Source organism: Oceanobacillus timonensis, from assembly GCF_900166635.1.
GTDB lineage: Bacteria > Bacillota > Bacilli > Bacillales > Amphibacillaceae > Oceanobacillus > Oceanobacillus timonensis.
The window spans coordinates 3,934,781-3,954,903 of record NZ_LT800497.1; the positions used below are offsets into that span (position 1 = coordinate 3,934,781).

Consider the following 20,123-nt stretch of genomic DNA (forward strand, 5'->3'; position numbering starts at 1 on the left):
TCACCATAAATAAAATAATGAATCTTAAAAAGAGCAATCTCATATAGAAAAAAGAGCTGTCAGCAAATGCATAATATGCATTTTGCGACAGCTCCTTTTTAATTATATAATCTTTTAATTTGTCAGAAATTCCCCTATCAATGTAGCATCATTTTATATCTGATAGAAATAAATTACTTACATTAGTTAAAGCTAATGCTGTTTACAAGCCATGTATAGAAGCAAAGGTTTCCTTTCACTCCTTATCAATTTTTCCATTCGTGCAGGTGAAATGAGGAAATTCAAATTGAACTTCGTTACCATCCAATTGATAAACACTGCCCCCTGCTTCCTCAACAATCAATTTGCCTGCAGCAACATCCCAAATATTTACTCCCCACTCCCAGAATGCATCCAATCGTCCAGAAGCAACATAAGCACAGTGTAAGGCTGCTGAACCAAAAGTACGAATATTCCGAGCCAACAATGCAATTTTCACATATCCCTCTAAGACATGATTACGGTCACTTTCATACTTAGCTGGAACTCCTGTTGAAACGAGACTCTCCGCCAAAGAACTTTGTTTGCTTACATGGATTGCTTCTCCATTTAATGTCGCACCTTTTCCCCTTTCAGCAATAAATAATTCTTTTGCAACAGGGTCATAAATAATGCCATAAGCTGCTATCCCTTCACAATATAAGGCTACCGAAATCGTATATCCCGGCAACCCGTGCACATAATTCGTCGTTCCATCAATTGGATCGATTATCCATAGATTGGGATACGTTTCTAACATTTCAAGCATTCTATCATAACCTATCTCTTCTACCGTTTCTTCTCCAAAAACAGCATGCTCTGGAAAATTTCTCTTTATTTCCTCTGTAATATATTTTTCTGTTTTCTTATCCATTTCCGTAACTAAATCCGTATCGCTGCCTTTTGTTTCAACAGTGAGTCTTGAATTCATATTTTCTATCAGATTTCTCCCTGCTACTATCACAAGTTCACATACTTCTTCAAACATTACATCACCTTTTCTTTAGAATTTGAGTTATATAAATAATCTACTTCTACTTTATCGCTTTAAAGTAATAGAACAGCTTATATCTTCAATAATACTTTGAATAGCGTGATGCTCGTGATGAACAGTTCTCCGAAAGTTTTGCAGTTTTAATAAGTCAATAGCATTTTCAACCACATAAGCTGTATCGGCTGTTTGTAACATAGTCAAATCATTTTCATGATCTCCAACACAGGTAGTGTGCAAGTCTGTTCGTTTTATATATTGAAGCAGATGTTTAACCGCATTTCCTTTCGAAACATTCTTCGGCAGGATCTCTAAATAGTTTTTTTCTGAATAAATCATGTCACATGAAACCCCACTACTTAGCACCAACTTTTCACACTTTTTTAAAACAATAGGGTCTGAGATGAGCAACACTTTTGTTACGTAGCTTGTATCGAATATAGCATCTATTTCCCAAACCTTAACTTTATCTTTTTTCTCATGTTCTTTAATCAGTTCATTGTAATCTGAAATATAGGCTTTTTTATTTTGGTAGTAATTAATACCAATCGATTCACTTTCGCTGAATGCTTGTAATTGCTTAAATAGAGGTGTGAAGTTGGTAATCATTTGCTCATATATACGCTTTTGATTCTGATAATCGTAAATAACAGCCCCATTATACAGAATGACCGGTAGTGTAATCCCTAATTCTTGCACATAAGGACCGACAGAATCTTCCACACGTCCTGTCGCAATCGTAAATAAACCGCCGTCCTTTATAAATTGTTGAATAGACGTTTTATTCTCCATGCTTATATTCTGCTTTCCATCAAGTAATGTTCCATCTAAATCAGAGATTAATAGATGCTTTTTCATCTCATTGCTCCCTCCGTAAATCTACTTTGTAAAACCTTGGGCTAATAACAAATGAATCAATTCTTAGCTTTTCTGTTAGTCTAGTTATATGAAATACCTGTTATCAAGATAGAAAAATTAGAAAAACCTGCATTCGCTAAAAGAGGAGCGAATGCAGGTTTCCCCCCTTAAACTCCATACATTAAAGTGGCACAGTACATCTTTTCTTATCTACAAAATATACCATTTCTTTAAAACCAATCTGTTTTAACGTCTTCTGTACTTCCAAGTAATCATCCCCTATCCTAGAAGGTATATGGGAATCTGAGCCAAAAGATATATCCACACCGTAATAGCATGCTCTTTCTAATATTTCATAGGAAGGATACCATCCGCCGCAATCTTTATTTTTACCAGATGTATTCACTTCAATAGCAACACCTTCATTCGCAATTACTTTTAATGTTTCTTCTATTACTGGAGTTTGGACATCGTGAAAATCTAATAAATACCCTTTCATCGCATCAATATGTCCCAAGACTTGAAACATACCACTTCTAGCAGATTGTTGAATCAAATGATAGTAGGATACTTTTTCTTCCCGACGCTCTTTGTCTGATAGCTGGTCCCATCTTCCTTTTAGAAAAATACTTTTATCGTGAACATGATGGACAGAACCAATGATATAATCAAATGGGTATTTTTGATAAATATTCCTGTACATATCTGCATATTTAGGAAAATAATCGCTCTCCATCCCAAGCAACACGTGAATTTTATTATTATATTTTTCTTTTAGTGTCAACACTTCATTCACATATTCATCCAGCTCACTCTTCGCCATCGCGATTCCCGGATACAACTGATCTTTCTCCGAATAAAAGTAAGGAGAGTGGTCTGAAATCCCAATATAATGCAAACCGCGATCTATTGCCGCTTGAATGTAATCCTCTATTTTCCCTTCTGCATGCCCGCATCGATCATGATGCGTATGTAAATCGAAAATAATATTTGTCACAATGCATCTTCCCCTTCATTCTCTATATTTGATAACTTCTTTAAAATCAGAGATCAAATCATACCGGTTCTCTACTGCTTTTTTTTCGTCGACAGGCATAATCAATAATTCATCCAACGGTACGGACTGTGGCGGATTTACTGCATTCACATTGGTCAGCGTATGATAATTTCCTATTCTTTGTCCTATTTCTTGCGCTTCCTTTGTTAATGACCAATCGATAAACTCCTGTGCAGCTTCTTCGTTTTGAGCATTTGCCGTCATTGCGATTGCTTCAACTTCATACGTTGTCGGCTCTGTCGGATAAATAATATTCAACTCATTAAATCCTTCATTCTTCAGGCGCATGGCATCGTGTGCAAACATAATCGTTGCAGCACTTTCTTTATAACCAATAAATCTTCCGGTTGAATCTTCTGCCAAAGTATAATCGGTTACATTCTGATTAATATTTTGCAGCACACTCTTTGTTCGCAAATCTCCATATAATTCATCAAAGAGAGCAATCATAAGGTACCCTGCTTCTGTTGATTCTGGGTTCGGCAGTGTCAGCCAGTTTTTATACTCTACCCTCTGCAGATCACTCCACCTTTGCGGATTACTGACTCCTTGTTCCACATGCCATTGACGATTGGTCACAATAGCCAAGACCCCTACGCTAATCCCAGTCCAGTATCCTTCTTCATCCTTATATATATTGTCGATTTCTTCTCTATATTTCGAAATATATGGTTCTAAGAGTCCTTGCTGTTTCGCATCTTCCATTAAAAAAGACGATCCACCATACCAAATATCAAATTCCTCTTCTTCATTCTCCAATGATTGAAGAATTTCCAGATTACTTTTTCTTTGAAAAGAAATATGAATACCCGTATCTCGTTCAAACTGCTCTGCAATTTGGATCATATAAGCTGTATCCATTCCCGTATATACCTGTAATACCTCTTTTTGACTAGCTCTACTACAACCACAAAGAAGGAGAAGGACTACGAACAATAGAATTGTTATTTTTCGCATAGCATCTCTCCTCTCCTTCTATTTAACCTTATGCTGGTACAACATGCAACGAACGTTGTGAAAATGTCAGATTCACACTATCGCCGTCATAATAAACTTCTTTCCCGCCCGGGTCTGCAACAACCGCATACAATTGGATACCATTAAAATCCAATTCATATTCTTGCATTTGTCCCATAAATACGCTTTTTAGAACTTGCGCTGGCTCTGTCCCTTCTTTACCAAGATTGATTGCTTCTGGTCGAACAACAACGGAAACTGATTGCCCTTCATGAAATGTATCTGCATTCTGCTGTAAAACTTTTATGGTTGTTTGTTTCGTTTTTACAAAAAGACGATCCGATTCTTTCTTATCGACAACCCCTTCTAAGAAATTTGCCGTTCCAATAAAGTCTGAAACAAATTTTGTTTTTGGCTTTTGATAAATTTCCATTGGCGGTCCAACTTGTTCAATACGCCCTTCATTCATAACAACAATACGATCACTCAAGCTCATTGCTTCACTTTGATCGTGTGTTACATAAATTGCAGTAATGCCAAGTTCCTTCTGAATACGGCGAATTTCATCACGCATCGTTATTCGGAGTTTCGCATCTAAATTGGATAACGGCTCATCAAAAAGTAATACTCCAGGTTCCATTACTAATGCGCGGGCAAGTGCAACACGCTGCTGCTGACCTCCAGACAATTGGTTTGGCATTCTGTTTTTATTAACATGTAAGTTCATAATATCCATTACTGGCGTAACACGCTTTTCAATTTCACTTTTACTTAATTTTTTCAATCTTAATCCATAGCAAATGTTATCGTATACTGACATATGTGGAAACAATGCATAAGATTGGAACACCATCGTACAGTCTCTTTTATTTGCGGGAACGTTTTGAACATTATCCTCTCCAAACATAATGGCTCCATTCGATAATTCTTCGAAGCCTGCAACCATACGCAGAGTAGTTGTCTTTCCACAACCGGAAGGCCCTAATAGTGTGGCAAATTCCCCTTTCTCAATTTGCAAACTGACATCGCTCACTGCCGTCATTGTCTTTCCTTCACCATCAGTAAATTGTTTCGTAACTTTCTCTAGCTTTACGGATTTTGCTGACATGTATTTTCCCTCCAAGTTATTAAGCCATTACATTATCTTTTGAAGCAATTTCTGTACCTGTTTGTTTTTCTTTCCCTAATTTCCATTTACCTGTGAATAAAGAAGTTAACCCGTTTAAAATTAACATCGCAACAATCATTAAGATGATTAGCAATGTACAATACGCACTCGCTACACCGATTCTTCCTGACTCTACTTGTGCTAAGATAGAAGAAGTGATTAAGTTATATTTTGCCGAAACCAGAAAGATTACTGCACTCATCGCTGTCATACTTTTTACGAAAGTGTATACGATTGAACTGAAAAATGCTGGTCTAATCAAAGGTAGCACGATTGAAAAGAATGTCTTGGAACCGTTCGCGCCTAAGTTAGTTGCTGCTTCTTCAATCGAAGGGTCAATCTGCTGTAGAGAGGTTATTCCAGATCGTATTCCTACCGGCATCGCCCGAACAATGAATGCAGCTATAATAATCAGTGCTGTCCCTGTAATTGCAAGCGGCGCTTGATTAAACGCTAAGATATAAGAGATACCAATTACAGTCCCTGGAATAGCCATAGAAAGCATACTAATTCCTTCCATTAATTTTTTCCCAGCAAATCTTTTACGAACAATTAAGAAAGCAAGAATCATTGCGAATAATCCTCCAATTGGCGTCGCAATAATGGATAATCGTAAAGTGTCTGTCACCGCTTTTTTACCAATAGAAAATACATAATTATAATGATCTAATGTAAAGCTGTAATTTACACCCCATAATTGAATAAATGACCCAATTGGAACTAAAATATAAAATAAGATTACAGTTCCTGATAAAGCAAAACAAATAGTAATCATCACCCGACGAAAAATGCCCTTAGAAATCATTTTGCGAACTCCAGTTGGCTTACCTGTAACAGTGACATAATTCTTCTTCCCAATCCAAAAATTCTGAAGTACATATAAAATAACCGTTGCAGTAAGTAAAACCATCGCAAGAGCAGCTCCAGCCTGCATGTTATAGCTTCCAACTGCCTGCATATAAATCTCTCTTGCCACCGTGTTATAATCTCCACCGATGGTCATTGGGTTCCCGAAATCAGCCATGGACTGAATAAATACAAGTAAAAAGGCATTCCCAACCCCTGGAACAGACAATGGCAAAGTTACTTTTTTAAATGTCTGCCATTTTGTTGAACCAAGATTATCACTTGCTTCCTCGAGAGAAGGACTAATGGATTGTAATAACCCTGCCAGAACTAAGAAGGCTACCGGAAAATAAGTTAGTGTTTGAACAAGAATCAAACCATGTAATCCATAAATATTTGCTCCTTCTATCCCCAGCAATGTTTCGGAAATAAATCCTCCTCTTCCAAAAAGCAGTATTGCTGATAAAGCAATAACAAACGGAGGAGAAATAACCGGTAAAATTGCGATTCCATTAAACAATTTTTTAAATGGAACCTTAATATAAGCTAATGTATAGGCAAAGAAATAAGCAATAGCTGTTGATAAAATAGAAACAATGACTGCTAAAATTAATGAATTCGTTAAAGCACTGGTTAACTGCCCACCAGCAAATACTCTTTTATACCCTTGCCAATCTATTTCACCATTTGATATAAAACTGGATAATAAGATTTGGAAAAGTGGATAAACAATAAAAACAATGAGCGTCAACATAACCAACACAACAAGTAATAATAACATTGGTTGTTTGACTAATCTGCGTATACTCTCCTTCATAAAAAGCTCTCACTCCTTTTATGTTGAGAATGGGAGCCTACATCCCCCATTCTCAACGTTTTCTGTCTCTAGTTATTTACTTCATTATCCCAGCGGTCAAGAATTTCTTGACGGCGTTCTCCAGCCTCTTTCGGGTCTGAATCTATTAAATTAATCTCATCTAAATCAGGAGCTCCTTCAGGTGGAACCGCATCTGGATGTGTAAGGCTTTGGAAATTAGATGATTCTTGCCCAATTTCTTGCGCTTCTGGTCCTGCAGCCCAATCAACAAATTCTTGCGCCAATTCTTCATTGGGAGCACCTTCAATAATGCCAACTCCTCCAATTTCAAATCCGGTACCATCATCTGGGAAGGAAAGAACAATATCGTCAAATCCTTCTTCTTGATATTTAACAATATCATGTGCAAATAAAATTCCTGCTCCAACTTCATTCATACCAACCATTCTTCCTGGCGCCGAACCGCTGGTCGTATACTGCTGCACTTGTGGGTGAAGCTCCTCCAGATACTCAAACCCCTCTTCATCTCCGCCTTTTGCACGAAGAATAGAGTATAGTGCTGTATAAGCTGTACCTGATGAACTTGGATGTGCCATAACAATCTGGTTTTTGTATTCAGGATCTAGTAAGTCATCCCAGCTTGTTGGAGCTTCTAAACCATTATCATCCAAGAAATTCTGATTAGTAGCGAAACCGATCGCTCCTACATAAATCCCTGTCCAAAAATTATCCGGATCTCTATACTCCTCTGGGATATCTGCTGCTGCAGGTGAGTCATACGCATGTAACAAATCTTCTGTTTTAGCAGCTTCAAATGTGTCTGCAGGACCTCCATACCAAATATCTGCCTGGGGATTATCTTTTTCCGCACGAACCTTTGCTAAAATTTCTCCAGCTGACATACGAACCATATCGACATCAATTCCTGTATCCTGTTGGAACTTGTCAATTGCGGCAATCGCATGGTCTTCTTGAAATGCAACATAAACGGTTAACGTACCACTTGGATTATCTCCATCCTCAGCTCCATCTGAATCATTGGTTCCGCATGCAGCAAGCAGAAAAACAACTAGTAATATAAATAATAATTTTATAGATTTCTTCAATGTCATTACCCCCTTTTTCTTATATTTTAAGTTTATTTGTATGCGCTTCCATATTCAACACCAAATGAATTCCTTTTGAAACGGTATAGAATTGGTATGGTGGAATGAAGATCATATTAGAATATTGAATGAGTCGATAACAAGAAAATATCTTTGAAGTTTTCCCTGTACATATGTAAAAGAGAGTGACTATAGCCAAATGGATATCGTCACTCTCTTTTATTTAGTTATTCACTTCATTATCCCAACGATCTATAATTTCTTCACGACGCTCTCCTGCTTCTTTAGGATCCATGTCTATTAAATTAATATCATCTGAATCAGGGGCACCCTCAGGCGCTGTCGCATCAGGGTGTGTAACACTTTGAAAGTCTTCAACTGACTCCCCGACTTCTTGTCCGCTTACACCTACTGACCAATCAATAAATTCTTTAGCAAGTTCTTCATTGGGTGCTCCTTCAATCATTCCTACTGCATCAACCGCAAACCCAGACCCTTCTTCTGGGAAGGTTAAAACAATATCGTCAAACCCTTCTGCTTGATGTTTAGCAATATCGTGTCCCATCATAATGGCGGCCCCTGCTTCATTCAAACCTACCATTCTTCCTGGTGCTGCTCCACTTGTTGTATATTGCTGCATCTGTTCATGAAGTGTATTTAAATAGTCAAATCCCTCTTCATCCCCGTCTTTCGCAAGAAGGATAGAGTATAATGCTACATAAGCAGCACCAGATGAACCTGGGTGTGCCATAACAAGCTCATCCTTGTAAACAGGATTTAATAGATCTTCCCAATTAGTTGGTGCTTCCAATCCATTTTCATCTAAAAATTCTTGATTTGTTGCAAAACCAACTGCACCTACAAATATCCCTGTCCAATAACCATCTGCATCTTTATATTCTTCTGGAATATCTTCTGCTTCTGGAGATTCATATGCGTGTAATAAGTTTTCTGTTTTAGCAGCTTCAAATGTGTCTGCAGGACCTCCATACCAAATATCTGCTTGTGGGTTATTGCTTTCCGCTCGTACCTTTGCTAAAACTTCCCCTGATGACATCCGAACCATATCTACATTAATTCCTGTTTCTTCTTCAAATTGATTAATAGCAGCAATAGCTTTTTCTTCCGGGAAAGCCACATAAACGGTTAATGTTCCATCTTCTCCATTCGCTCCCTCCGAATCATTCGATCCACATGCAACAAGTAATAAAATAACTAATAATAACACTAAGACAGGTATAGACTTTTTCAATATGATTCACTCCTTCAGTTATTTTTCAAAACATAATTGAATGCGCTCCCAAAAAATCAATATTTCTTAGCTTCTTTCTTTTTTTAATAAGTTCTTACACTGTAATATGAAATAGATTATCAAAATGTACAGAGACATAAAACATAGTTTTGTAGTCTGATTTTTCATAATTGTTGAATTATTATACCGGAAAATAACTAGATGAACAGACGAGTATATATTTCTTTTTCTCTATCAAAAGATATTATGTATTTTGGAATTTTGATTATAAACATTCAATAATATCAACAAAAAAGCCGAATAAATCCAAATTCTAAAATAAGAATGTTGAACCATTCGACTTTTCTCATATAAAACTATGATTTTTTAATTATTAACTTCATCTTCCCAATGATTTTGAATTTCTTGACGGCGTTCTCTCGCCTCAATTAATTCAATCTCTTCTAAATCAGCTGCTTCCTCCGACTCTACTGCATCTGGATATGTTAAATTATTAAACTCGTTTGCTTCCTCACTCACTTCCTATGCATTTGTACTTACAGCCTAATCAATAAATTCTTGTGCTAATTCTTCATTTGGAGTACCGTTCATAATCCCGGCTCCGTTAACCTCCTTCATACCTATCATTCTCCCTGGAGCAGAACCGCTCGTTGTATACTGCTGGACCGCCATACCAAATATTTGCCAATTTCTTCTGTATCTTCAGAACCGCATGCAGCAATAACCAATCCTTGAAATAAAAATAGCGGCATCTTCATTAAATTTTTTCATAAGATGAAATCACTTTTTTCCTAGTTTGATGAGTTTTTTGTACCGACGCAAATCTTACTTATTTTAATTTACAATACCAAGCCGCTTCAACCCGTTAAAAATACCATTCTCCTCAACGGTTGTTGTTTGAAAATCTGCATATGGAACAAGCATCGAGTCCGCATTTCCCATTGCCACGCCTGCTCCAGCAAATTGCAGCATTTCCTTATCATTCATTCCATCACCAAAAGCAATCACTTCAGAAGGTGATAGATTCAAATGCTCTATCATTTTTTTAACTGCTTCTCCTTTATTTACGGAAGTACGAATAAGATCATAGGACTCTGTAGAATGTTTGATATTAACTTTTGACAGTTGATAGCCTTCTATTAGACTAAAATCTTCTTTGCTGTCAAACACATTGATTGCAGTCGCAGCTACGATTTGATCAGAAATATTTTCTGTAAACAGTTCAAATTCCTTCATTTGAGAAACTTTACTAAAATAAATAACGTGTGCATCCTCTAAAGAAGTAAAATAATTATTTTCTGTAGTATAAAGTACCAACTCACTTTCTCCTTGACTGGAGATATAAATCATTTTCTCGACATCCTCTTTACGCATCGCAGCTTTAAAAATCGTTTCATTCTGATGCATCGCATAGGAACCATTATAAGTAATCGATGAGGTGATTCCAAAGTCATTTGTCAAATTAACAATATCCATTAAAGGTCTGCCAGTACATAGAAATACTTCTATACCTGCTGCTTTTGCCTGTCGAATCGCTTCCTTGGTTGAAGCATCATAAGTGTGGTCTGGTTTTATAATCGTTCCATCAATATCTAAAAAAATTGCACGATAGCTCATTTTTTCCTCCTTGTAGTCCATGCCTCTAAAAATACAGATGAATTCTTATTCTCGTTTCAAATTATTTCTATACCTTAAGACTATAATCGTTTCATCAAATTCTCCATACCAATTTATTTCCGTTTATAATGGTATGAACTTAGGCTTTGTTCCTTAATATCATCATCTAATCGCTATCCTTGAAAATGTTTATTCTTCACACTTTTCTCATACAGTTATTGATCATAAATTTCATTCTCCCATTTTTGAATAATATCATCACGCGATTCTGCGGCATCACTTAAATCAAAATCTATTAAATGATAATCTGAAAGGTCAATAGCTTGTTCCGCATCCGCAGCTTCTGGATGGGTTACATTATTATAGTTTCCAAAATCTTGTGCTGCCTCTTGCCCTGCCGGTCCTAATACCCAGTCAATAAATACCTCAGCTAATTCAGGGTTAGGAGCATCTGCAATTTTAGCTACTGCGAATAATTCATATCCTGCTCCATCAACAACAGTAGGTTCTAAGTTATCGAATCCTTCTTCCATACTTTTAACAGAATTATAGTAGAATAAGATTCCTGCTCCCGCTTCTTCCATTCCCACCATTCTCGCCGGAGCAACCCCGCTAGTTGTATATTGTTGTACTTGTCCATCCAATGCTTCCAAATAATCATAAGCCTCTTCTTCATTATCAAAGTACTGCAATATATTATAAAGTACTGTATAGGCCGTACCGGATGAAGCTGGATGAGGCATAACGATTTCACCTTCATACGCTGAATCAAGTAAATCTTCCCAAGTTGTTGGTGCTTCTAGTCCATTGTCATCTAAAAATTTTTGATTAACTACAAAACCTAAAGGATTAACTAACATTCCTGTCCAATATCCTTTATCATCCTTGTATTCATCAGAGATATATTCCGCAGTAGGAGATACATATGGTTCAAGCAATTCCTCTTCTTTAGCTACTTCAAATGTTTCTGCCGGTCCGCCAAACCAGACATCTGCCTGCGTGTTCGTACTTTCCGCACGAACTCTTGATAGAATCTCTCCAGCGGATAACCGAACCATATCAACTTCAATTCCTGTTTCTTCTGTAAAAAGGTTCATTGTTTCGATAGCACGCTCTTCATCCGAACCAGCATAAACCGTTATTTTACCTTCTAACTTATCATCTGGATTATCATTATCACTAGAATCTTCACTTCCACAAGCGGCTAGTATACTTATAATTAATAGTATAAATATTAATCTCCAAGCACTTTTTCTCATTATGTTTACTCCCCTAAACATTCTATAAATATTGTTTTTAGTATGTATTCTTTACTTAAAATAGTAGTTCTATTAGAAGGTTTGGAGTATACTAAAAAACAAAGTTTCAGCCGCCTAATACATTTATTTCCAATAATGTGCCCGCTCTAGCGACTAAATTAATCCTCCTAATTTTCATTACTTTCTTAAGTGATGTATATAACTTTATATGTATGCGCCTACACTATCAATAGTAATTTATTTCCTTTTGAAATGGCAGTGAATTGGTATTGAATATTTGCTATAAACCATGTAATTTAAAACAAATCCCTTAAGCTGTACAAAATTAAAAATCCTCTTTTATTATGCAGGTTAGAAATTTCCAACATTTTTTCCTGCTTAAATAAAGAGGATATATCAAATTCAGTCATTACTGCACCAGCCACCCAATCAAAATCCCAATCAACTGCAAATCCGTATCTCCAAACGTCGTCCGCGTATAGCCTAAATCCCGCAAATAACTTAACAATGGAATCGGCAAAACAGTAACAACCATCCCATGCACGATACTCATACAAACCAGCGCCTTGATTCCCCGTAACTTATAAGCAATCACCCCTGCAGCACCTCCGGAGAAGAAATGCGGGATAACGCCTGGAATAATAATCGTATACTGTATTGCGGCCATGCCAAACATCATGCCAAGTCCGCCCAAAAAGCTGAGGATAAATCCAACCATTGCAGCTAATGGAGCGTAATTAAATAATACCGGCGCATCTAACGCTGGAACGGAGCCTTTAATCCATCTGCTTGAGACTCCTTCAAATGCCGGCAGAATTTCCGCAATCATCATCCTTACACCAGTCAGAATACAGTACATTCCAGCTGTAAACCACAAAGATTGCACAATTACAAAAATGATAAAATTTTGATCATTAAACAAGTATTGAATCGCATCTCTTTGCGCAAAAATAGCCGCAATAAAAAAGAGCAGAAATGAAAATATACTAATGATCAGCACATGATCATACATAAATGGCTCCAGTTTTCGGATGAATTTCGGAAAATCTGCTTTTTCTTCTTTTCTTTTAAATAGGCTGGTGCTTAACATACCTGTCATAAAGTAGCCAACACTATTAAAATGTCCAATCGCAATCGAGTCATCCCCTGTCACACGTTTGACAAACGGCTGAACAAGCGCAGGCATGCAGGACATCATCAGCGCTAACACAAATCCGCCGAAAATATACAACCACCAGCCATATTGCGAAGCATGCAAAACAGCAACAATCACCGCGGACATAAAAAGGACCTGGTGTCCTGACAAGAAGACATACTTCAATCTTGTAAAGCGTGCTATTAATAAATGCCCGACCATTCCAATCGAGATGGTTATTGCGATTTCTCTTCCGTAATTAATCTGTACTAATGCCGTTATTGCTTCATTATGCGGAATCATGCCGATCATATTAAAGCTGTCTTGAATCATCACTGCTAAATTGGAAAGGGACACATTGGCAGCAGATGCTCCTATCTGTAACAATGTCACCCCTACCATGACTTTCACGGTTCCGCTGAGAACCCGAAAAAAACCTGCTCTGGCAAGTAATAACCCAATACATGTTATCGCTCCTAATAAAATCGCAGGCTCCCCGATAAACCCCCTTGTAAAACTTTCAAAGATATTCATACACGTTCACGCCACCGCTTCACCGTATCCGCACTTTCCAAGCTTTCTTTTACTAAAGCTCGATCTGCAATAAAGGAAAGTCCAAGGATTTCCGTTTCCTTTACCTGCAAATGCTGTACCACCTGCTTTGCCCCGATAATCAAATCTGCTTTCATGAAGGAAGCAGCACTTACATCCGATTGTTCCACAATGACATCGTCTAGTTCCCATTCTTGAAAATGCTGTTTTACTTGAAGTTTTAAAACAAGGCTTGTCCCTAAACCGCCTGAACAAACAACTAACACTTTTTTCATTTGCTACCCTCCTCGTACTCCAACATCCATTTCCATACCACATCGATATTTCTTTCATGGCGCAGCTTGTCTAATAACTCCTTCGAATTAACAACCTCCAGCATCATCTCCACTGCAGTGACATGCTGGATTTTATCTTTGGCAGCAAGCAAAATAATCCACCATACTTTTTCCTCTGTTCCACCGAAAGAAATCGGTTCCTCCAGTGTCATAAAAGCAAAACCTGTTTTCTTAATCGCTGTACTGCTCAAATGAGGAAAAGCAACGCCTGGCGCCACGATAAAATGATGCTCCTGTTCATTGATAATTTGTGACACTTCCGTTTCATATGTATGCTCCACGACATCTTGTTTTACTAAAGATTGATTTAATATAGATAACGCTTCTCTCCAATCAGAGACTTTTTCTCTTAAATGGATACAGGAAGGCGCCGTTAATGAAGTAACCTCCGAACTCATTGCCCCTTGATTCCCGCTGAAATACCGGTATAAATCATTGAACAATTCTCCCTCATTCAACACCACCGTGTGCTTTTTAATAGACTGATAGATGGTCATTACTGTCTCAACAATCGGCAATTCGGTATTTGCCTGATAGGTTCCTCTTCCAATAATCCGCTCCAGATTTTGCTGATCAGCTATCGACAATAACGGATTTACTTTCACATGATTCACTTGCAGCTGCTGGGTAAATGGAACTGTTGTTACAATCAAATCAGCATCTTTATCTGTCAGCCCATACGCCTCTTTTACGGAAAATTGCCCTGTTATAAATACTTGCGGGAACAGTCTTCTTACTGTCCGTTCAAGCAGTCTTGATGTTCCGAGGCCAGAGCTGCAGACAATCGCAATTCGTTTACTCGGCAGAAACGGTTCCTGCTCCAATCCGGCACATAAGTGAACTACAATAAAACCAATCTCATGTCTATGAAGTGTCGTTAAACCCCAATGCGGATTTTTTTCAATAAACGTTTTTACTTGTTCAATATATTTACGATACTCTTTTTCCAGATTATCGAAATAAGGATTATCAATGTGAATATGATACTTCATGCGGTACATCGCTGATTGCAAATGCGTCGACAGGCCAATAATAATATTCTCCCGGTTGCTTAAACGAAAGTGGTTCGCCTGCTCGAAGGTCTCTACAATCTCTCGCGACAGGGACTGGCACTTCAGCCAATAATCTCCTTCCCCGCTTAAACGCCTTGCTCCCAACAGATGCATCGATATGTAAGCTAATTCATTGGAGAGCTGAAGAGACGCATCTTCCAAACCCATTAATCGCCTAAACTGTTCTCGTACTGCAGTAAACTTTTCATCCTCAAAAATTTTTAATTCATCATCTTTATCAAAATCTGCAATAAATTGCCCCGATTGGATTCTTTTCCATTGAACAGCACAATTCAGAAACAGCTCGTATTTACTCGCATCGATAAAAGCAATCCCGCTTAGCTCCTCCACCTGCTCAATCCAAGATGCAATCCCATGAACATCCACATCTGCGATCATATCTTCTAAATCCGTTTCATTCATGGAAGCGGAGATTTTCCTCGTTACATACAGCTCCAGTATCTCTTCCTCTGTCCACTGTTCTTTCAAAAAATCTAAAAATAACATGCGTTTATTATTCTCTTCCCCAACCAGCGAAATTTGTTTATTCTCTCTAGACAGCATTAAATGATAATCTTCCATTTCCGTCTTTAACTGATTATAATCATTCTGGAGCGTATTCATACTAATCTGGTAATCATCACATAATTCTTCCACATGGATAGATGGATTTAGTAATAGAAGCTTTTGCATATCTTGCCGGCGCTGTACTGCACTTAAATAATCCTTCTGCTTGTACATTGCCTCCTGAAGCACCTGCTTCTGCTTCTCTCCTAAAATTAGCCGCGCCCCGTACTTGCGATGTCTTTCCAGACTAAACCCTGCACCAATGTCCATCAGCCACGTCTCGATTTCAAGTAAATCCTGCCGAATCGTCCGCGGCGAAAGCTGATAGGCTTTATTCAAGTCAGCTAAGGAAACAAACGCTTCTTCTTCAATTAACCGTTCTAAAATTTTCTTTTGTCTGGATGAAAGCATGTTATCCCCTCCACATCACCGAAACTATTCCAGCTCCTATGTACATTTGATTTAAAATTCCGAAAAAATAAAGAGATAATCTCGGAAATAAAATGAAACCCTTATCATTATTTTTGATAGTATATCATTTTTCGACAAGGAAATCTATATGGCCCAAAACTTAAAGTTCAAATTAAAATAATAAATTATAACTTAGTGGTTGGTATTGGCCTATTGACATTTCCCCCAAAAAAGCATACACTAAAAAATCATAACAAACTAAACTGATAGGAATTAGAGGTGTTATACATGTCTACATTGGCTCAACCCGTTTCTGAACAATCTGTAACAAACGAAACAGCACCTAAACTAAACCCGCCACAGAAAAAACTGGTTGCAGGCGGTCTTATTGTCACATTCATTCTGACAATTTATTTAGCCGCTACACAACATATTGTTCAGCCATTGTTATTATTGATTGGTCTACTCCTTGGATATACATTGTTTCATGCACGTTTTGGCTTTACTTCCGCTTTTCGGAGACTGGCTTCGGTAGGTAACGGGCAATCGCTTCGGGCGCATATGTTCATGCTGGCAATCGCATGTACCTTATTTGCACCTATTTTGGCATTAGGATATTCCTTTTTCGGAGGCTCACCTGCCGGAAATATCTCCCCAATCGGGGTTAGTCTGATTGTCGGGGCCTTTATGTTTGGCGTTGGCATGCAGTTGGGAGGCGGATGTGCCTCTGGTACGCTTTACGCAGTTGGCGGCGGCAGAACCGTTATGTTTATTACATTGTTATTTTTCATTATTGGTTCAACCATTGGCGCAGCACATTTCACATTCTGGATGGATGATTTACCGGCAGCAGAACCTTTCTCACTCGCAACTTCAACCGGACTTGGTTACGGAGGAGCATGGGCTGTTTCCCTGTTGATTTTTGCTATCATTGCCGGGATAACAATTTTCATTGAGAAAAAACGGAAACCTCCTAAAATGGCAGCACTTCCTTCTGAAAAAGGATGGAAACGAATTTTCCGGGGCTCTTGGCCACTGTTCGCAGCAGCTGCAGCACTGGCTGTTTTAAACGCACTCACTCTGCTTACCCGTGACAGCCCATGGGGCGTTACAGCGGCGTTTACACTGTGGGGATCAAAAGCAGCCGAAGCACTCGGCTTTAACGTAGAAAGCTGGGGTTATTGGGCTGGTAACACAGAAGCGCTCCATGCTTCTATTTTCGCTGATACGACAACGGTTCTTAACTTCGGTGTCATCTTAGGAGCTTTCATTGCCTCTGCAGCAGGCGGATTATTTAAATTTACGAAGATTACTGTAGGAAATACAACGGCTTCTATTATCGGCGGTCTTTTAATGGGTTACGGATCACGTCTCGCATTTGGCTGTAATATTGGCGCTTATTTCAGCGGTATTGCTTCCTTTAGTGCCCATGGTTATATTTGGGGCGTGATGGCTCTTGCAGGAACCTTCCTTGCTTTATTTTTACGTCCATTATTTGGACTTTCCGTACCAAAAACAAGGGATTCATTCTGCTGATAAGCTTAGGAAGAAGCATATTAAATATAACCACCCTACAAACAAATTATTATAGTTATTTCAACTAATATAACCACTCAAACAAAAAAACACGGCAATCCCCGTGTTTTTTTGTTATTTATTTCAAGTATTGTTTAACGTCCTCTATGGTTTCCAATTCATCGATATGATCGATGATTGTCTCCAGTGTGCTTATTTCCTGTTCATGTATCTGTTTCTTGATATCTTCTGAAAGTGGAGCTACAAACTTGGTGATTAATCGAATGGTTGTATTAGCTAGCGCTTCGGCTTTCCCCTCAGCTTTCCCTTCTTCTCGTCCTTCTTCTTTTCCTTCATTCCGAAAAATCTCTGCTAAAGTCATTGCCAGTTCGCTCCCTTCTTGATAATTACTTTCTATATGGTCGATTATATCATAATATTGTTCTTTTGTGAGCTGACGGTTGACACGGAAAATATAATAAAACAATGTCTCAAGATACGCTGTTGCCGCATGTTGATCCTGTAACTGCTGCAGATAATCGATGGATCTATAAATGGTATCTAATACAGCTTGCATATCATCTTTGCGAATATCCCGAAACACCATTAGGATAATGCGCAAAAACACATTCAGTTGCATATCTTCATCTTCGTAGTCTGATACATCGTAAAGAAAAAATGCATAATCAGGAACATATTTTTGCAGTTCCTCCGGCAAATCCTTATACCCCTCTAAAAGTTGATGAAAGTAGGTGCCTGCATACCAATTTGTTTGGCCATGATACAAAACAATCGGAAAAATGATGGGCAGTTTATTTTCTTCTTTATTATCTCGTTTGGTTTCCCATATCTCCACCATATATCGTAATAGTTGCAATGCCGTATAGGAATCATGATAGCTTTTGTGTTCGAATAGAAAATATACATAAGCGGGTTTATCTTGGATTTTTGTCCGGAACAGCAAGTCCGAAAAATATTCTTGGAGATCATGATTGGTAAAACTGTCTTTCTGGGGCTGAATGGATGTTACATCAATCATTTCCCGAACGGAAGGCGGTAAAAAATGTGTGATAAAATCTTTGGCAACATCCACATTAGAAAAGGTTTCTTTAAAAATCTTGTCGTGCGGGGTTTGAATCTGCAAGCTAATCAAGTCCTTTCATAGGTTGGATTAGATGACTGAATCGAATGTAAGTTCTATATCTAGACTAGCACACCTATACAAGAAATACAAACAAACGTTCTCCTTTGTTGAATATTATTTCTCTGCCTTTATTTAGTTGACTGACTAATAAAGAAATATAAACAAAATCAAATCTCCCCGCATATTTTTCAAATTTAATCCCAAACTAAGTATCGTTGTTGATTCACATTCTAAATGGATAGGGATGATAATTAATGATGAATAATAAAAAAGGAATGACTACGTCACTGATTGCTGCAGGAGTAGCAGGTGCGGCAGCCTATGGAATCAGCATGGGTGTGCAAAATGGATCCTTTCAAAACATGTCACAAAAGCTTTCCAATTCCATGAATAGCTCCACAATGAAAAACATGGCTGAACCATTTCAGGATATGCTTTCTGCCGGTGCTCAAGCCATGAACCAAAGTAGTAGTGGAGGAGAGAATCAAACACAATCATCTTAAGATGCAAATGCAGATGAGAAGCATTTACTTTTAAGATGATAAAAACGGATGGCTCCAAGCTGGCGCCATCCGTTTTTCAATAAAATGAATCTTTCTTTCAAAAGATTTCTTTATATCATCTCCGGAAGATGAGATTTACTTATACCCATGCTTGCAAAGCTTTGAGAGATTTTTCGATAATCATTTCCCGATCATTATCCAATGTTGCTACATGATAACTCTCTTTCATCGTGATCATTTGTTTTTGCTCAGAAGCTATTCTTTCCAAGATTGTCTTAGAATTTTCTGGTGAAACAACATGATCTTCCTTTGAAACAAAAATAACTGCCGGGCAGGTTATTTCCCCTAACTTTTCTTTGGTTTCCGTCACTAGTTTCTTTAATTCTTCAACAGATTTGACCGGCATTTTGTCATACGTAATCTCCATGACACCTTCTCTTTTAATATCCGGCCCATCATCATCGATAAAACGTTTCACTTGATTTTCATACATTGCTGGTACATCTACAGCTGCATTAATAGTAATCATTCCGGCAAGCGGATATTTCTCCGCTGTATGAAGAGTCAACGTGCCTCCCATGGATAATCCAATCATAACAATCTTATCGCATCTTGCTTCCAGCCAGGCATACGCTTCGTCTATAGAAGCTATCCAATCCTGATAGGTACACTTTTCCAAGTCTTCCGGAGCTGTTCCATGCCCTTTTAATCGCGGGGCACACACCGTATATCCCGCATCTGCGAATGCTTCTCCAATCGTGAACATGCTTTGCGGAGACCCTGCAAATCCGTGACACATGAGTACACCTTCACGGCTTCCTTCAAACTGAAATGGCTCTGCTCCTTTTATTACTGGATATTGCTCATTCATCAAATATTCCTCCTACGAAAACGAACATTGGTTGTTGCATTTTTTTATATAGTATAGACGGTAGAATAAATCATATATTAACATTATCTTCT

The 20,123-nt window shown here is 38.0% G+C and carries 19 protein-coding genes; 2 read left to right on the top strand and 17 right to left on the bottom strand.

What is annotated here, in order from left to right; translation table 11 throughout:
- Positions 1 to 235: 235 nt before the first annotated feature.
- The 15 genes from B7E05_RS19365 to B7E05_RS19425 all read right to left on the bottom strand — a co-directional run bounded on the left by B7E05_RS19365 (position 236) and on the right by B7E05_RS19425 (position 15,998).
- On the bottom strand, positions 236 to 1,006 hold the full coding sequence (locus tag B7E05_RS19365) for an inositol monophosphatase family protein (RefSeq protein WP_080875744.1): 771 nt from the start codon (positions 1,004 to 1,006) through the stop codon (positions 236 to 238).
- Positions 1,007 to 1,057: 51 nt separating this feature from the next.
- Positions 1,058 to 1,867: a Cof-type HAD-IIB family hydrolase gene (locus B7E05_RS19370; protein WP_080875745.1), complete on the bottom strand. Its 810-nt coding sequence runs from the start codon at positions 1,865 to 1,867 to the stop codon at positions 1,058 to 1,060.
- A 181-nt stretch (positions 1,868 to 2,048) separates the two neighbouring features.
- Positions 2,049 to 2,855, bottom strand: coding sequence for a histidinol-phosphatase (locus B7E05_RS19375; RefSeq protein ID WP_080876378.1), 807 nt, complete (start codon positions 2,853 to 2,855; stop codon positions 2,049 to 2,051).
- A gap of 24 nt (positions 2,856 to 2,879) precedes the next feature.
- Positions 2,880 to 3,881, bottom strand: a complete 1,002-nt coding sequence (locus tag B7E05_RS19380) for an extracellular solute-binding protein (RefSeq protein ID WP_080875746.1) — start codon at positions 3,879 to 3,881, stop codon at positions 2,880 to 2,882.
- A 28-nt stretch (positions 3,882 to 3,909) separates the two neighbouring features.
- Positions 3,910 to 4,989, bottom strand: coding sequence for an ABC transporter ATP-binding protein (locus tag B7E05_RS19385; RefSeq protein ID WP_080875747.1), 1,080 nt, complete (start codon positions 4,987 to 4,989; stop codon positions 3,910 to 3,912).
- 19 nt (positions 4,990 to 5,008) lie between these two features.
- Complete coding sequence (locus B7E05_RS19390) at positions 5,009 to 6,712, bottom strand: ABC transporter permease (protein WP_080875748.1); 1,704 nt, start codon at positions 6,710 to 6,712, stop codon at positions 5,009 to 5,011.
- Positions 6,713 to 6,780: 68 nt separating this feature from the next.
- A complete protein-coding gene (locus B7E05_RS19395; protein WP_080875749.1) occupies positions 6,781 to 7,824 on the bottom strand; it encodes an ABC transporter substrate-binding protein in 1,044 nt (347 codons plus the stop codon).
- Positions 7,825 to 8,041: 217 nt separating this feature from the next.
- Positions 8,042 to 9,070, bottom strand: coding sequence for an ABC transporter substrate-binding protein (locus B7E05_RS19400; RefSeq protein WP_080875750.1), 1,029 nt, complete (start codon positions 9,068 to 9,070; stop codon positions 8,042 to 8,044).
- 366 nt (positions 9,071 to 9,436) lie between these two features.
- The gene (locus tag B7E05_RS22255; protein ID WP_179134590.1) at positions 9,437 to 9,589 is read right to left on the bottom strand and encodes a hypothetical protein; all 153 of its coding nucleotides are present in this window, start codon (positions 9,587 to 9,589) and stop codon (positions 9,437 to 9,439) included.
- A gap of 24 nt (positions 9,590 to 9,613) precedes the next feature.
- Positions 9,614 to 9,742, bottom strand: a complete 129-nt coding sequence (locus B7E05_RS22575; RefSeq protein ID WP_281252488.1) for a hypothetical protein — start codon at positions 9,740 to 9,742, stop codon at positions 9,614 to 9,616.
- A gap of 162 nt (positions 9,743 to 9,904) precedes the next feature.
- On the bottom strand, positions 9,905 to 10,687 hold the full coding sequence (locus B7E05_RS19405) for an HAD family hydrolase (protein WP_179134591.1): 783 nt from the start codon (positions 10,685 to 10,687) through the stop codon (positions 9,905 to 9,907).
- 215 nt (positions 10,688 to 10,902) lie between these two features.
- Positions 10,903 to 11,946, bottom strand: a complete 1,044-nt coding sequence (locus B7E05_RS19410) for an ABC transporter substrate-binding protein (RefSeq protein ID WP_080875752.1) — start codon at positions 11,944 to 11,946, stop codon at positions 10,903 to 10,905.
- Between the two features lie 409 nt (positions 11,947 to 12,355).
- Positions 12,356 to 13,615 (bottom strand): PTS ascorbate transporter subunit IIC, encoded by a 1,260-nt coding sequence (locus tag B7E05_RS19415; protein ID WP_080875753.1) that lies wholly within the window; start codon positions 13,613 to 13,615, stop codon positions 12,356 to 12,358.
- Positions 13,612 to 13,908 carry a PTS sugar transporter subunit IIB gene (locus B7E05_RS19420; RefSeq protein ID WP_080875754.1) on the bottom strand — a complete coding sequence of 99 codons (297 nt, stop codon included), beginning with the start codon at positions 13,906 to 13,908 and terminating at the stop codon, positions 13,612 to 13,614. The genes B7E05_RS19415 and B7E05_RS19420 overlap by 4 nt, the downstream gene beginning before the upstream one ends.
- Positions 13,905 to 15,998 carry a BglG family transcription antiterminator gene (locus tag B7E05_RS19425; RefSeq protein ID WP_080875755.1) on the bottom strand — a complete coding sequence of 698 codons (2,094 nt, stop codon included), beginning with the start codon at positions 15,996 to 15,998 and terminating at the stop codon, positions 13,905 to 13,907. The genes B7E05_RS19420 and B7E05_RS19425 overlap by 4 nt, the downstream gene beginning before the upstream one ends.
- Positions 15,999 to 16,286: 288 nt before the next feature.
- Here B7E05_RS19425 and B7E05_RS19430 point away from each other — a divergent pair, with 288 nt between their 5' ends.
- A complete protein-coding gene (locus tag B7E05_RS19430; RefSeq protein ID WP_080875756.1) occupies positions 16,287 to 17,534 on the top strand; it encodes a YeeE/YedE family protein in 1,248 nt (415 codons plus the stop codon).
- 118 nt (positions 17,535 to 17,652) lie between these two features.
- Here B7E05_RS19430 and B7E05_RS19435 read toward each other — a convergent pair whose 3' ends face one another.
- Positions 17,653 to 18,657, bottom strand: a complete 1,005-nt coding sequence (locus B7E05_RS19435; protein ID WP_245833185.1) for an Rpn family recombination-promoting nuclease/putative transposase — start codon at positions 18,655 to 18,657, stop codon at positions 17,653 to 17,655.
- Between the two features lie 254 nt (positions 18,658 to 18,911).
- On the opposite strand from B7E05_RS19435, the gene B7E05_RS19440 reads away from it, so the two are divergent.
- On the top strand, positions 18,912 to 19,160 hold the full coding sequence (locus B7E05_RS19440; RefSeq protein ID WP_080875757.1) for a hypothetical protein: 249 nt from the start codon (positions 18,912 to 18,914) through the stop codon (positions 19,158 to 19,160).
- Positions 19,161 to 19,299: 139 nt separating this feature from the next.
- Here B7E05_RS19440 and B7E05_RS19445 read toward each other — a convergent pair whose 3' ends face one another.
- The gene (locus B7E05_RS19445) at positions 19,300 to 20,031 is read right to left on the bottom strand and encodes an alpha/beta hydrolase (protein WP_080875758.1); all 732 of its coding nucleotides are present in this window, start codon (positions 20,029 to 20,031) and stop codon (positions 19,300 to 19,302) included.
- Positions 20,032 to 20,123 lie beyond the last annotated feature (92 nt).

Bases quoted from the DNA above. Each gene is read 5' to 3' on its own strand.
- B7E05_RS19385 (WP_080875747.1), bottom strand. From the start codon at position 4,989: ATGTCAGCAAAATCCGTAAAGCTAGAGAAAGTTACGAAACAATTTACT.
- B7E05_RS19445 (WP_080875758.1), bottom strand. From the start codon at position 20,031: ATGAATGAGCAATATCCAGTAATAAAAGGAGCAGAGCCATTTCAGTTT.
- B7E05_RS19425 (WP_080875755.1), bottom strand. From the start codon at position 15,998: ATGCTTTCATCCAGACAAAAGAAAATTTTAGAACGGTTAATTGAAGAA.
- B7E05_RS19365 (WP_080875744.1), bottom strand. From the start codon at position 1,006: ATGTTTGAAGAAGTATGTGAACTTGTGATAGTAGCAGGGAGAAATCTG.
- B7E05_RS19380 (WP_080875746.1), bottom strand. From the start codon at position 3,881: ATGCGAAAAATAACAATTCTATTGTTCGTAGTCCTTCTCCTTCTTTGT.
- B7E05_RS22575 (WP_281252488.1), bottom strand. From the start codon at position 9,742: ATGGCGGTCCAGCAGTATACAACGAGCGGTTCTGCTCCAGGGAGAATG.
- B7E05_RS19395 (WP_080875749.1), bottom strand. From the start codon at position 7,824: ATGACATTGAAGAAATCTATAAAATTATTATTTATATTACTAGTTGTT.
- B7E05_RS19440 (WP_080875757.1), top strand. From the start codon at position 18,912: ATGATGAATAATAAAAAAGGAATGACTACGTCACTGATTGCTGCAGGA.
- B7E05_RS19415 (WP_080875753.1), bottom strand. From the start codon at position 13,615: ATGAATATCTTTGAAAGTTTTACAAGGGGGTTTATCGGGGAGCCTGCG.
- B7E05_RS19430 (WP_080875756.1), top strand. From the start codon at position 16,287: ATGTCTACATTGGCTCAACCCGTTTCTGAACAATCTGTAACAAACGAA.
- B7E05_RS19405 (WP_179134591.1), bottom strand. From the start codon at position 10,687: ATGAGCTATCGTGCAATTTTTTTAGATATTGATGGAACGATTATAAAA.
- B7E05_RS19370 (WP_080875745.1), bottom strand. From the start codon at position 1,867: ATGAAAAAGCATCTATTAATCTCTGATTTAGATGGAACATTACTTGAT.
- B7E05_RS19420 (WP_080875754.1), bottom strand. From the start codon at position 13,908: ATGAAAAAAGTGTTAGTTGTTTGTTCAGGCGGTTTAGGGACAAGCCTT.
- B7E05_RS19410 (WP_080875752.1), bottom strand. From the start codon at position 11,946: ATGAGAAAAAGTGCTTGGAGATTAATATTTATACTATTAATTATAAGT.
- B7E05_RS19390 (WP_080875748.1), bottom strand. From the start codon at position 6,712: ATGAAGGAGAGTATACGCAGATTAGTCAAACAACCAATGTTATTATTA.